General features: G+C 66.2%; 12 protein-coding genes. 9 read left to right on the forward strand and 3 right to left on the reverse strand.

Going from position 1 to position 12,852, the window contains the following annotated elements:
* The first annotated feature begins 2 nt into the window (after positions 1 to 2).
* The 6 genes from OOT33_RS05905 to lexA all read left to right on the forward strand — a co-directional run bounded on the left by OOT33_RS05905 (position 3) and on the right by lexA (position 4,786).
* Entirely contained in the window at positions 3 to 602 is a 600-nt protein-coding gene (locus tag OOT33_RS05905) for a gamma-glutamyl-gamma-aminobutyrate hydrolase family protein (protein ID WP_307749068.1), read from the forward strand.
* Complete coding sequence (gene trpD / locus OOT33_RS05910) at positions 599 to 1,594, forward strand: anthranilate phosphoribosyltransferase (RefSeq protein ID WP_373690526.1); 996 nt, start codon at positions 599 to 601, stop codon at positions 1,592 to 1,594. The genes OOT33_RS05905 and trpD overlap by 4 nt, the downstream gene beginning before the upstream one ends.
* Positions 1,591 to 2,385: an indole-3-glycerol phosphate synthase TrpC gene (gene trpC, locus OOT33_RS05915; RefSeq protein ID WP_307749069.1), complete on the forward strand. Its 795-nt coding sequence runs from the start codon at positions 1,591 to 1,593 to the stop codon at positions 2,383 to 2,385. The genes trpD and trpC overlap by 4 nt, the downstream gene beginning before the upstream one ends.
* Positions 2,382 to 2,864: a cyclic pyranopterin monophosphate synthase MoaC gene (gene moaC / locus OOT33_RS05920; protein ID WP_307749070.1), complete on the forward strand. Its 483-nt coding sequence runs from the start codon at positions 2,382 to 2,384 to the stop codon at positions 2,862 to 2,864. The genes trpC and moaC overlap by 4 nt, the downstream gene beginning before the upstream one ends.
* On the forward strand, positions 2,861 to 4,042 hold the full coding sequence (gene glp / locus OOT33_RS05925) for a gephyrin-like molybdotransferase Glp (RefSeq protein ID WP_307749071.1): 1,182 nt from the start codon (positions 2,861 to 2,863) through the stop codon (positions 4,040 to 4,042). Before moaC ends, glp begins: the two co-directional genes overlap by 4 nt.
* A 63-nt stretch (positions 4,043 to 4,105) precedes the next feature.
* Complete coding sequence (lexA, locus tag OOT33_RS05930) at positions 4,106 to 4,786, forward strand: transcriptional repressor LexA (RefSeq protein WP_307749072.1); 681 nt, start codon at positions 4,106 to 4,108, stop codon at positions 4,784 to 4,786.
* 86 nt (positions 4,787 to 4,872) lie between these two features.
* On the opposite strand, the gene OOT33_RS05935 is transcribed toward lexA, so the two are convergent.
* On the reverse strand, positions 4,873 to 7,074 hold the full coding sequence (locus OOT33_RS05935; protein ID WP_307749073.1) for a ComEC/Rec2 family competence protein: 2,202 nt from the start codon (positions 7,072 to 7,074) through the stop codon (positions 4,873 to 4,875).
* A gap of 167 nt (positions 7,075 to 7,241) precedes the next feature.
* Here OOT33_RS05935 and gltX point away from each other — a divergent pair, with 167 nt between their 5' ends.
* From gltX to OOT33_RS05950, 3 genes are all read left to right on the forward strand, one after another.
* Positions 7,242 to 8,678 carry a glutamate--tRNA ligase gene (gene gltX, locus OOT33_RS05940; RefSeq protein WP_307749074.1) on the forward strand — a complete coding sequence of 479 codons (1,437 nt, stop codon included), beginning with the start codon at positions 7,242 to 7,244 and terminating at the stop codon, positions 8,676 to 8,678.
* Positions 8,679 to 8,695: 17 nt separating this feature from the next.
* Positions 8,696 to 9,982: a citrate synthase gene (locus tag OOT33_RS05945; protein WP_307749075.1), complete on the forward strand. Its 1,287-nt coding sequence runs from the start codon at positions 8,696 to 8,698 to the stop codon at positions 9,980 to 9,982.
* Positions 9,983 to 10,101: 119 nt separating this feature from the next.
* Complete coding sequence (locus OOT33_RS05950; protein ID WP_307749076.1) at positions 10,102 to 10,497, forward strand: MAPEG family protein; 396 nt, start codon at positions 10,102 to 10,104, stop codon at positions 10,495 to 10,497.
* Here OOT33_RS05950 and OOT33_RS05955 read toward each other — a convergent pair.
* Together OOT33_RS05955 and OOT33_RS05960 are read right to left on the reverse strand one after the other, a co-directional pair.
* Complete coding sequence (locus OOT33_RS05955; protein WP_307749077.1) at positions 10,483 to 11,844, reverse strand: ATP-binding protein; 1,362 nt, start codon at positions 11,842 to 11,844, stop codon at positions 10,483 to 10,485. The two genes, OOT33_RS05950 and OOT33_RS05955, sit on opposite strands and share 15 nt — an antisense overlap.
* A gap of 1 nt (position 11,845) precedes the next feature.
* Positions 11,846 to 12,841, reverse strand: a complete 996-nt coding sequence (locus tag OOT33_RS05960) for a hypothetical protein (RefSeq protein ID WP_307749078.1) — start codon at positions 12,839 to 12,841, stop codon at positions 11,846 to 11,848.
* Positions 12,842 to 12,852 lie beyond the last annotated feature (11 nt).

Consider the following 12,852-nt stretch of genomic DNA (forward strand, 5'->3'; position numbering starts at 1 on the left):
CAATGATCCCCAAAAAGCACATATTGGTCATCGACAATTATGACAGCTTTACCTGGAACCTCGTCCATTATCTGATGGAGCTGGGGGCGGAGGTTGAGGTTGTGCGCAATGACGCGATGAGCGCGGGACAGGCGATCAGTTCTGGTGCGGAGGCGTTTCTCTTGTCGCCCGGACCGTGTACGCCCAATGAGGCGGGGATCAGCCTCGATCTGGTGGGTGCGTGCGCGCAAGCGGGCAAGCCGCTGCTGGGCGTTTGCCTTGGCCACCAGTCGATCGGGCAATATTTCGGCGGCAAGGTGGTGCGCGGCGGCCTGATGCACGGCAAGACATCTCCGGTCAGCCATGACGGCACCGGGCTGTTCGCGGGCCTGCCCTCGCCTTTCACGGCGACGCGCTATCACTCGCTGATCGTGGAGGACATACCGGACTGCCTGATCGTGAACGCCACTGCGGAGGACGGCTCCGTCATGGGATTTCGCCATGCCAGCCTGCCGATCCACAGTGTGCAGTTTCACCCGGAGAGCATCGCCACCGAGCATGGCCACGACATGCTGGCCAATTTCATGAGGATTGCCGGGCTGCCGGTCAAAGAGCGGGCCTGAGCCACGTGAGCGTTTTTCCCGATCCCGCCCACCCTATGGCGCTCGATGAAGCGCATGCCGTGTTTGGCGCGATGCTGGATGGCGCAGGCACCGACGACGAGATTGCCGCTTTCCTGACCGCGCTGACCGAACGGGACGAGACGGCCGACGAAATCGCAGGCGCTGCGATGGCCATGCGCGAGCGGATGATCGCCATAGAGGCTCCGTCCCATGCCATCGACGTATGCGGCACCGGCGGCGACGGGCAGCATACGCTGAACGTCTCGACCGCCGTTGCTTTGGTGGTGGCCGCATGCGGCGTGCCGGTGGCAAAGCATGGCAACCGCGCGGCATCATCAAAGGCGGGTGGCGCGGATACGCTGGAAGCGCTGGGAGTAAAGCTCGATATCGCGCCAGAGGTAGCTCGCGCGCAGCTCGCGGACCTCGGCATCTGCTTCCTGTTCGCGCAGAATCATCACCCGGCGCTCAAACGCATGGCCCCGATCCGCAAGAGCATCGGCAAGCGCACGATCTTCAACCTGCTCGGGCCGCTCGCCAACCCGGCGCGGGTGAAGCGGCAACTGGTCGGCATCGCCCGGCCGGACTATGTGCCGATCTATACGCAAGCGCTCGAGCGGCTGGGCGTGGAGCGCGCGATGATCGTATCGGGTGAGGAAGGGCTGGACGAGCTGTCGATCAGCGGTGTGAGCCGGTTCGCATCGCTTGGCTTCGACCTCGGGCACGACATCATCGCGCCCGAAGGCGTGGGCCTACCCCGGCATCCGCTGTCCGACATCCGGGGTGGCGATGCGGCGTTCAACGCTGCCGCGCTGCGTCGCCTTTTGGAGGGGGAGCAGGGCGCGTATCGTGACGCGGTGCTGCTCAACGCGGCGGCGGCGCTGATCGTGGCAGGCGAGGCGGAGGACGGGGAAGAGGCAGTCGAGGAAGCGGCCGAGGCAATCGACAAGGGGCTTGCCAATGCGCTGCTCAACTGCTGGATTGCGTGGAAATGACCAACAAGCTCATTGAGATTTGCGACACCAAGCGGGGCGAGGTGGCGGCGCGCAAGGCTGCTGTGTCGTTGGCCGATCTGGAAGCACGGGCGGGTGCGCAGACGCCGCCGCGCGGGTTTCGGCGCGCGCTCGATGCGGCGGCGCAGAACGGCCTTGGCCTTATCGCAGAAGTGAAGAAAGCTTCGCCTTCCAAAGGATTGATTCGGGCTGATTTTGATCCACCCGCTCATGCGGCGGCTTATGAGCGCGGCGGGGCGGCGTGCCTTTCGGTGCTCACGGACGCGCCTTATTTTCAGGGCCATGAGGACTATCTGATTGCGGCTCGGGCGGCTTGCTCGTTGCCCATATTGCGCAAGGATTTCATGGTCGATCCCTGGCAGGTGCTGGAAGCCCGCTCGATCGGCGCGGACGCGATCCTGATCATCGTCGCGGCGCTGGATGATGCGCAGATGGCCGAGATCGAGGACGCCGCGCTGGGACTCGGCATGGACGTGCTGATCGAGGTGCATGACCGCGCCGAAATGGAGCGCGCGAGCCGCCTGCGCTCCCGCCTGATCGGCGTAAACAACCGCGACCTGCGGGATTTCACGGTGGATTTCGCACGCACTTATGAGCTGATCTCCCACGCGCCTGAAGGCTGCACCTTTGTTGCGGAGAGCGGCTTGACCGGCCACGCGGACCTTGTGGAAATGGCCGCGCATGGCGTGCGCTGTTTCCTGGTTGGCGAGGCGCTGATGCGGCAGCCGGATGTGGAAGGCGCGACGCGCGCGCTGCTGGGCGAGGCGGCATGACAGGCGGGCGCCTCACCCATGTCGATGAGGCGGGCGCTGCGCACATGGTCGATGTATCCGCGAAGGCCGAGACCACGCGGCAGGCGGTGGCGCGCGGGCGGATTTCCATGAGCAGGGAAGCCGCACAGGCCATCCTCGATGGCACTGCGAAAAAGGGCGATGTCCTTGCCGTCGCGCGGGTCGCGGGGATCATGGCAGCGAAGAAGACCGCAGAGTTGATCCCGCTGTGCCACCCGCTGATGCTGTCCAAGGTTACGCTCGACCTCGCGGCGGATGAGGAAGGCGTCACTGCGACCGCGACGGTACGCACCACGGGCCAGACCGGGGTGGAGATGGAGGCGCTCACGGCGGTATCCGTCGCGCTGCTTACCATATACGACATGGCAAAGGCGATCGATAAGGGCATGATATTGGGACCGATTGCCTTGGTCGAGAAGACGGGCGGCAAATCGGGCGACTGGCGGGCGGACGCGCCATGAGCCTGCTGCCGGTGGCGGAGGCGCAGGCCCGCCTGCTGGCGATGGCGCGCACTCTGCCTGACGAGACCGTGGCGATTGCGGAGGCTTCCGGGCGCTGGACCACGTCTGAAATCACTGCGCGCCGCACCCAGCCTGCGTGTGACCTTTCGGCCATGGATGGCTATGCGATCCGCTTTGCCGACATGGCCGGCCCATGGCGCGTGATCGGCGAAAGCGCGGCGGGGGCTGCCTTTGCGGGCGCTATTCAGCCCGGGGAGGCGGTGCGCATCTATACCGGCGCGGTGATGCCCGATGGGGCCGATACCGTGGTGATACAGGAAGATGTATCGCACGAGGGGGATATGCTGCACCTCACAGGCGACAGGCCGGGCGCGAAGGGCCGCCATGTGCGGAGCGCGGGGTCAGACTTTCGGGAGGGTCAGCCGCTCATTCCGGCAGGCACAGCTCTGACCCCCCGGCATATCGCGCTGGCGGCACTGGCGGGTTGGGGCACGCTCCCCCTGCCCCGGTTGCCGCGCATTGCCCTGCTGTCCACCGGTTCGGAACTGGTGCCGCCGGGCGCGGCCGCTGGGCTAGACCAGATTCCCGCCTCCAATGGCGTGATGCTCTCGACAATGCTGGGCGGCCTCCCCTGCGTTGTCGAAGACCTCGGCATCATCACCGACGAGTTGGGGGCACTGACGGAGGCGATGCGCTCGGTGCGCGATCATGATATCGTCGTCACCACCGGTGGCGCTTCGGTGGGGGATCATGATCTGGTCAAACCCGCGCTGGAGGCGGCGGACGGAAGCATCGATTTCTGGAAGATCAGGATGCGACCCGGCAAGCCGCTGATCGCTGGGACGCTCGGCAACGCTCTGTTCCTCGGCCTGCCGGGCAACCCGGTGTCCGCCTATGTTACCGCTCACCTGTTTTTGTTGCCGATGGTGCGGCACATGGCGGGTTGCCCCGGGCCGCTGCCCGACGTGGCTGGCGCGCGACTGGGAGCCGCCATGGCGCCGGTTGGCGGGCGGGACGACTATGTGCGGGGAGTGCTGGCGGATGGTATCGCCACCCCCCTTGGTGCGCAGGACAGCGCCGCAACACTGGCGCTTGCGCGCGCGAACTGCCTCATCCGGCGGGAGGCGGGCAGCGCGGCGGCACAGGCGGGCGAGGAAGTGTCAATCCTGCCCCTGTGACGGGCTTGACATGTTCTTGCTTGGTTCTTATACGTTCCTCGTTCGTTCTTATACGAGGCGCCCATGCTCACCGCGAAACAACAGGAACTGCTCCTCTTTATCCAGCGTAGGCTGGAAGAAGGCGGGGTTTCCCCCTCCTTTGACGAGATGAAGGATGCGCTCGATCTGCGGTCCAAATCCGGTATCCATCGCCTGATCAGCGCGCTGGAGGAGCGCGGGTTTATCCGCCGCCTGCCCAATCGCGCCCGCGCGCTTGAGGTGCTGAAGCTGCCGGATGGTGTGGCAAAGGCCGCACCGAAGGCTCCGCCTGCCGTAGTTACATCCGCCTCACCGCCGCGCCAGATCCCCATTGCCGCCAATGACGTGATCGAGATTCCGTTGCATGGCCGCATCGCCGCCGGTGTGCCTATCGAGGCGATGGAGAGCGACCGCATGCTGCCGGTGCCCGCTGCGCTGCTCGGCTCCGGCGAGCATTATGCGCTGGAAGTCTCGGGCGACTCGATGATCGAGGCGGGCATATTGGATGGCGACTATGCGCTGATCCAGCGGACGCAGGTGGCCCGCGAGGGACAGATCGTCGTTGCGCTGGTGAACGACGAGGAAGCGACGCTCAAATATTTCCGGCGTGAAGGGCCGCGCGTGCGGCTCGACCCCGCCAACGCCGCCTATGAGCCGCAGATTTATGACGCGCATCAGGTGCGCATCCAGGGCAAGCTCGCAGGACTGTTGCGCCGGTATAACTGAGCGCTGAGGTGTCCGCAGCGGGCGATGCACGCTCGCGATTGAACGGCTGCGCAATTTGCTGAGTAGCAAGCCGCTCCTGGGCGCGGTCACGGTGTGAGAGCGGATGCGGCCCGGGGTATTCGGAGGCCTGGCTTCCAGACGTATGGCTGAAGGATCCACGGGTGACGATCACCTGCGGTGCGGACGCTCGTCCAGCGACCGCTCTCGAGATAGACGGCCACACCGCCGGTTTCGCCAAGGCGTTCGCGGTCCAGCTTGAGCCAGCGGGGCGTGCAGGCGGCGGGCAGGCGGCGGTCGCTCACAATGATGTCGGCGCGCGCGCACAGTTCGATCAGCGCTGCCCAGGGGAGCCGCACTCTGCTGTGGGTTGCGACGATGAGCCAGTCTCGCGACCGGCCATGGACCAGCGCCGAGCACATGTCGCGGCTGCACCGGGCGTTTGGAGCCTCGCTCAAGGCAAGCCAGGGCGCACCATCTTGCGCCGTTTCTGTATGGTCGGCTGTCCGGTTATGCTCCGCTGACTGAGCGCCGGTCGACCCCCGTGCCGGTGCCGCTGTGTCCCCCTCCCCCGCCGATTGCGCCAGCACGTCTCGCACATAGTCTCCCGCCCGGCCGCGCAGCAGCGCCAGCGAACCATCCGCCTGCCGCAGCGCCATGTGCCGCCCGTCGCCCGTCACCAGCAGATCGGGCGCAGGCGCGGTCAACATCATGGCCGCGCCTGCGGCCAGCGGCACCCACCCCAAATGCCGCGCACGCCCCCGCCACAGCATCAGCCAGAGGCCGCCGAATATCGCCAGCGCGAAAGCCGCCGACCCCGTAGGCGGAAGCGCCCAAACCGCCATGGGGGAGCGGGCCACGCCATGCGCCACCACCAGCAACGCGCCCAGCGCCTGCCCGGCCACCCACCACAGAGGCGCGCCCAGCCCCACCATATCCAGCGCCAGTGCGGCGGCCTCGGCAGGCATGATGACGAAGGTGGTGAGGGGGATCGCAAGAAGATTGGCGAAGGCGCCAAGCGCGCCGGCCCGGTGGAAATGCGCCAGCGCGATCGGCATCAGTACCAGCTCCACCGCCAACCCGGTGACGAGCACGGCCGCCAGATGCCGCCATGCGCGCGCGACGAACCCCTCCTCTCGTGCCTGGAAATTGGCGCGAAACCAGCGTGATTCGGCGAGCGCCACGATCACCGTCACCGCCGCGAAGCTCATCTGGAAGCTGGGGCCGATCATCGCTTCGGGCCAGAAGATCAGCACCACGCACGCCCCTGCCGCGACGAGGCGCAGGCTGATCGCCTCGCGCCCGAGCGCTAGTCCCGCGAGCACCAGCAACGCGGCTACGCACGAACGCACCGTCGGCACCTGCGCGCCGGTGAAGAGCGTGTAGCCGATGCCGGCTAGTGCGCCCGCCCCGGCCGCGACGAGCATCAGGTTGACGCGCAGTGCAAGCCCGGGGCTGAGCGCGAGCAGCCGGTAGAACAGGAAGATCACTCCCGCGATGAGGGCCGAGACGTGCAGCCCGCTGATCGACAGGAGATGCGCGAGGCCGCTGCGCCGCATCGCCTCCTGATCCGCCTCGCTGATCGCGCCTTGATCTCCGGTCGCCAGCGCGGCGGCGATACCGCCCTCGCCGCCCGGCAGCTGCGCGCGGATATGACGCGACAGATCGGCCCGCCACGCGGCAAGACCATCGGGCGCGGCCGGGCTCAGCACCTGCACGGGCGGCAGGGCCTTGCCGGTGGCGCCGATGCCCGAAAAATAGGCCTGCAGGGCAAAATCATAGGCACCCGGCACGGCGGCCTCGGCCGGTGGGAGCAGCCGCGCACGCACGGCGACCAGCGCGCCAGCGCCGATTGCCCCTTGCGGCGGCATATCGGCTTCAGCGACGTTGAGGCGCACCCGCGCGGGCAGGCCCTCCGCCCCTACCGGCGCGAGCAGAAGACGGTTGCGGCCGAGCGCAGGCTGAGCCTCGACCGCCATTACCCGCGCCTCGAACGCGGCATGAACGGGGCGCCGGAGCGGCGGCTCTCCCACCAACAGTGCCTTGGCCCAGATGAGCACGCAGCCAGCCGCCATCAGCAGCCCCGCCCCGACGAGCGCCGCGCGCACCCGTCCCGCCGGGACCAGCGCCTGCGCGGTGAGCGCCGCAATGCAACACGACAGGATCCAGCCCAGCCACAGCGCCGGGCCGGTGAGGCCGAACCAGGCGGCTATCCCTGCACCCAGCGGCACCGGAAGCCACAGGCCAATCCGCTCCCGCTCCGTCTCGAACCAGCTTTCCAGTTTCGTCATGGCGGCGCGGCCCGCTAAAATAGGGTGCGGTGCAACATCAGTTTGTAGTAGACGGGAAGCCATGCTAGGGGCGCCAGAATCCTTGCACAGGGTCGCATTGCCGCACCGTGACCGGAAACGATGCGACCAGCCATAAGCCGGGATGAGGACTGTCGGAGAAAAGTCGAGTGAACGCAACCGGAGAAAAAAGGCCAGTCGTTACGCGGTTCGCGCCTTCGCCGACCGGCTATCTCCACATCGGCGGCGCCCGTACCGCACTGTTCAACTGGTTGTTTGCGCGCCATCATGGCGGCACCTATCTACTACGGATCGAGGATACCGACCGCGCCCGCTCCACCGATGCGGCGATCGAGGCGATCCTCGACGGGCTGGGCTGGCTCGGCCTTTCGAGCGAGCAGCCACCCGTTTATCAGTTTTCCCGCGCGGCGCGCCATGCCGAGGTTGCGCATACGCTGCTCGACGCAGGGCATGCGTACAAGTGCTTTGCGACGCCCGAGGAACTGGCGGAGCTGCGGGAGCAGCAGCGCGCAGCCAAGCAGCCCATGCGCTATGACGGCCGCTGGCGCGACCGCGACCCGGCAGAAGGCGGCGACAAGCCTTATGTCATCCGCCTCAAGGCCCCGCGCGAGGGCGAGACGGTGATCGAGGATGCCGTGCAGGGGCGCGTGACCGTGCGCAACGCAGAGCTGGACGACATGATCCTGCTGCGCTCCGATGGCACGCCGACCTATATGCTCGCGGTGGTGGTGGACGATCATGACATGGGCGTCACCCATGTGATCCGGGGCGACGATCATCTCAACAACGCCTTCCGGCAGCTCGGCATCATCAAGGCTATGGGCTGGCCCGAGCCTATCTACGCGCACATTCCGCTGATCCATGGCGCGGATGGGGCGAAGCTTTCCAAGCGACATGGCGCAATGGGCGTGGATGCCTATCGCGACGAGCTGGGCATGCTGCCCGAGGCGGTGTGCAATTATCTGCTGCGCCTCGGCTGGGGCCATGGCGACGAGGAGATCATCGACCGCGAGCGCGCGATCGAGCTGTTCGATCTCGCCGGAGTAGGCCGCTCGCCCTCGCGATTTGACCTCAAGAAGCTGGAAAACCTCAACGGCCATTATATCCGCGAGGCGGACGACGCGCGCCTTGCCGATCTGGTTGCCCCACGGGTTGCGGCGCTGATCGGCCGGGCGCTGAGCGAGGCCGAGGTGGAAAAGCTGACGACGGCGATGGCCGGCCTGAAGCCCCGCGCAAAGACGCTGCACGAAATCGCCGACGGTGCGCTCTTCCTCTTCGCCCAGCGCCCGCTGGTGCCTGATGACAAGGCGATGGCGCTGCTGGACGACGCCGGGACCGACCTGGTGGCGCAATGCCACAGAGCATTGGAAAATATTGACGATTGGTCGCTATCCGCCATCGAGGAGCGTATACGCGGGGTTGCGGAAACGGCCGAACTCGGGTTAGGAAAGGTGGCGCAACCGTTGCGCGCGGCCCTCACCGGCCGCACAACCTCCCCCGGAATTTTCGATGTCCTGTTCCTTCTCGGCAAGGAAGAGGTTTTGGCAAGACTTGATGACGCCTCTGCACTGGGCGTCCAAGGGTAAAGACAGGGAGACAATAAATGGCGGGCAATTCGGCAAAGATCGAGGCAGGTGGCGGCACGCATGATTATGCGGTGCTCGACGGGTCGGTAGGACCTCAGGTAATCGACATCCGCAAGCTGTATGCGGATACCGGCATGTTCACCTACGATCCCGGTTTCACCTCCACCGCGAGCTGCGACTCCGGCCTTACCTATATCGACGGTGACCAGGGCATCCTGCTGCATCGCGGTTATCCGATCGATCAGCTCGCCGAGCAGTCCAGCTTCATGGAGGTGGCCTATCTGCTGCTGAATGGCGAACTGCCCGACAAGGCCACGCTGGACAGCTTCGTCACGACGATCAGCCGCCATACGATGGTGCACGAGCAGCTCACCACCTTCTATCGCGGCTTCCGCCGCGACGCGCACCCGATGGCGATCATGTGCGGCGTGGTGGGCGCGCTTTCGGCGTTCTATCATGACTCGACCGACATCAATGACCCGCTCCAGCGCAAGATCGCGAGCCATCGCCTGATCGCCAAGATGCCGACTTTGGCGGCGATGGCGTATAAATATTCGGTCGGCCAGCCGTTCGTCTATCCGCGCAACGACCTCTCCTACACCGCCAACTTCCTGCGCATGACTTTCTCGGTCCCGGCGGAAGAATATATTCCCGATCCGGTGATCGTCGACGCGATGGACAAGATTTTCATCCTCCACGCCGACCATGAGCAGAACGCCTCAACATCGACCGTGCGTCTTGCAGGCTCTTCGGGCGCGAACCCGTTTGCCTGTATCGCGGCCGGCATCGCCTGCCTGTGGGGCCCGGCGCACGGCGGCGCCAACGAAGCGGCGCTCAACATGCTGCGTGAGATCGGCACGGTGGACAAGATCCCTGAATATATCGCCCGCGCCAAGAACAAGGACGATCCGTTCCGCCTGATGGGCTTTGGCCACCGCGTCTACAAGAACTACGATCCGCGCGCGACCGTGATGCAGAAGACCGCGAAGGATGTGCTCGAAAAGCTGGGCGTGAAGGATCCGATCTTCGATGTCGCGAAGGAGCTGGAACAGATTGCGCTCAATGACCCCTATTTCATCGAGAAGAAGCTCTATCCGAATGTGGACTTCTATTCGGGCGTGATCCTCTCGGCGATCGGCTTCCCGACCGACATGTTCACCGTGCTGTTCGCGCTCGCGCGCACAGTCGGCTGGGTGGCGCAGTGGAACGAGATGATCTCCGACCCCGCGCAGAAGATCGGCCGCCCGCGCCAGCTGTACACCGGCCCGACGCAGCGCGACTATGTACCGGTCGACAAGCGCTAAGCTGGTTTTCTGATGGTATTCAGGAAGGGTCGGCCCGACGGGCCGGCCCTTTTTTTGCCTGCTTCCGCGCGTGACCCCATTCTGCTAACCTTCCTTCAAACAGGAGAGTGGAGGGACGAATGGCTACGGAATTGACGATCCTTGCCTGGGCGGGAGTGTTGCTGCTGGTTCATATTTTCGCCGCCGGAAACGCGAAGACCAAACAATATGGCGTGCAATGGAATGTTGGCCCGCGTGACGGCGAATTGCCGCCGCTGTCGCCTGTCGCCGGTCGACTGGTGCGCGCGCAGGCCAATTATATGGAAACCCTGCCTCTCGCGATCATCGCGTTGGCCGGGGTGGTTATCGCAGGGCGTGCATCGGAGCTTACGGCGCTGGCCGGCTGGGTCTGGCTGGGGGCGCGGGTCGTCTACCTTCCGATTTATGCCATGGGCATTCCGGTGCTGCGCTCGGTGGCATTCCTCGTTAGCCTCGCCGCGCTGCTGACGGTGCTGTGGCCGCTAATTTTCGGTTGAGGGTTCGGGTGCCACGGGCAGGCTGAGGACAAAGCGCGCACCCTGCCCGGGTGCGCTCTCTATCGTAATGTCCCCGCCCATCGCCCGCGCAAGGCGGCGGGAGATGTAGAGACCGAGGCCGGTGCCCGCCGTATCGTCGCGGCCCAGACGCTCGAACTTTTCGAACACGCGCTCATGATCCTCATGCGCGATGCCGCGGCCCTGATCGGCAACGACGAGGGTGGCGGTTTCGTCGGTTGCCTCGGCGCGCAGCCAGATCGTCGACTGTTCCGGCGAATAGCGCACCGCATTGCCGAGCAGGTTGACCGCGATCTGAAGCGCGCGGCGGAACTCGCCGATGGCTGGCGCGGTCTCGTCTGCCTTCGGAGCCTCGATGCGCAGGCCCCTGTCCGCCGCCTTGACGCCAAGGAGCCCTGCGGCGCGGCGGGCTATGTCCGCCAGATCGATCTCCTCGCGCGCGACGGTGAAATTGGGCCGGTCGATCGCCTGCAGATCGGCAAGGTCGTCAACCAGCTCCATCAGATGCCGCCCGGCGTCGGCAATATCGGCGGCATAGGCGGCGTAATCGCCACGAATAGGTCCTTCGACCCGGCTGCGGATCGTCTCTGCATTGGCGATGATACGGGTGAGTGGCTGGCGCAGCGCAAGGTCCAGCCGTTTGCCGAAATCGGGCAAAGTCGGTTGATGCGCGGAAGCCGGGCCGGGCGGCGGCGCGTGCGCAGGCTCTTCCTCTACCAGGCTCGCCTTGCCGCGATAGCCGAGGAAGGCGCCATCCGCATCGAACAGCGGATGACCGGAGAGGATCACGCTCCGCGCGTTCGGGGCGCCGCGCGCCTCCAGCCCGAAAAAAGACTGCTGCGCGGCGATGGCAGCCGCAAGTGCGTGAGACTGGCCGCTACCCTCCGGGAAAATCGCGGCGAACTCATCCCCCGCCGCAACGAAATCGAGGGTGTCGCCGGGATGGAGGAAGCGCATCTGCGCATCGGTGCGCCACTCGCCACCCTCTGCCGCAAGCGCGATCTCGGCCGCGCGCAAGGCAGCGGTGTCGTTTGACGGAACATGGGGCGATTCTTGCCATTCGGAAAAGCCCAGCTCTACCCCGCCCGCGACCGGCCGCGCGCGCACCCAAAGGCGGATGTCGATCTGCTCGCCACCGATGAGCAACGGCCGCGCGATCAGGATGTCCAGCCGCCGCGCGAGGCGGGCCACCGCCGCGATCTGGGGCACGGCGATACGCCCGTCGGCAGCGCCGCCGGCCTGCGCCTGAAGCCGCAGGATCGGTTCGTCCGCGCTGAGGATGCGGTCCGCACTGTCGAGCCGAAGCAGGAGAGCACCCGCGCCCGGCATGTCAGGCTCCACAGGCCGGGGAACGCCGCGCCGAGACAGCAGCAAGCCGTGTGCGCAAGGGGGCGGACAGGCTCAACCCGGCAACGGCGGCGCGCGCTTGCTTTAACGTCATCCCTTCATAGTCGTCGGCATAATCGACCAGCACCGAATCACCCACTCCACGCGCCACACTCCGGCGCCCTAGCACGAGGCGCACGGCGACCTCACGCGGGAATTGCGCGGCGCGGCAGAGCGTGAACAGCGCCATTTCCTCGGCCTCGACGACATGGCGGACAAGGCAGCGCAGATCGACCCCGAGCCGATCCGCCATGACGGCAAACAGCGCAAGCACCTGACGCTGGCGCGCGAGAGTGAGCAGCATATCGGCATCATTCGGCACGCCATGCAGCCGATGGGCGAGCAGCGCCGCCTGTGCAAAGGGCATATGCTGTTCGTCATGCCGGGTCAGCAACGCCACGCAGGCCTGATCGATCGCCTGCATATCCTCGGCGGGCGCGGCGTCCGCGATGAGGGCGCCCACGGTCCACACCAGATCCGGCATCGCCTCGGCAGGCAGATCCGCGCGCATCGGCAGGTCGTCGGGCCCCGCATCGGCCCAGCCCGATTGCGCCAGCGCCAGCGCGGCGACGAAGTCCGCCACCGCTTGTGGAAGAGGCGACGTGGCCGGATGCTCGGCAGGATCGGCAAGCATCGGATCCCGCGCCATCAGCCCGATGGCCGCGCGGTCTCGCATATCTGCGAGCAGGGCGTCGTCTATCAAAGCGGGATCGGCCTGCACGCGCGGCCAGCACACCGCATCGGGCAGGCGCGCATCGAAATCCGCCCCCAGCTCCAGCCGCAGCGCCATTTCGACGGAAGAAAGGCAGCCGCCGATGTGCCGCCGCGTGCGCGCAATGAGAGCGTCGCTCCAGCGCATGGCGCGCCCGCCAAAACAACGCTGGAGAAACAGCGCGTTGCGCGTGGCCTCACCCTCGCCGCCCGGGGTTCCGGACGCCAAGGCGCTGTGCC

The sequence above is a fragment of the Sphingobium sp. DEHP117 genome (assembly GCF_030867385.1).
Classification (GTDB): Bacteria; Pseudomonadota; Alphaproteobacteria; order Sphingomonadales; family Sphingomonadaceae; genus Sphingobium.

Coding starts and splice junctions, on each gene's coding strand:
- moaC (WP_307749070.1), top strand. CDS start 2,382: ATGACAGGCGGGCGCCTCACCCATGTCGATGAGGCGGGCGCTGCGCAC.
- trpC (WP_307749069.1), top strand. CDS start 1,591: ATGACCAACAAGCTCATTGAGATTTGCGACACCAAGCGGGGCGAGGTG.
- OOT33_RS05935 (WP_307749073.1), bottom strand. CDS start 7,074: ATGACGAAACTGGAAAGCTGGTTCGAGACGGAGCGGGAGCGGATTGGC.
- OOT33_RS05955 (WP_307749077.1), bottom strand. CDS start 11,844: ATGCCGGGCGCGGGTGCTCTCCTGCTTCGGCTCGACAGTGCGGACCGC.
- lexA (WP_307749072.1), top strand. CDS start 4,106: ATGCTCACCGCGAAACAACAGGAACTGCTCCTCTTTATCCAGCGTAGG.
- glp (WP_307749071.1), top strand. CDS start 2,861: ATGAGCCTGCTGCCGGTGGCGGAGGCGCAGGCCCGCCTGCTGGCGATG.
- OOT33_RS05905 (WP_307749068.1), top strand. CDS start 3: ATGATCCCCAAAAAGCACATATTGGTCATCGACAATTATGACAGCTTT.
- OOT33_RS05950 (WP_307749076.1), top strand. CDS start 10,102: ATGGCTACGGAATTGACGATCCTTGCCTGGGCGGGAGTGTTGCTGCTG.
- OOT33_RS05945 (WP_307749075.1), top strand. CDS start 8,696: ATGGCGGGCAATTCGGCAAAGATCGAGGCAGGTGGCGGCACGCATGAT.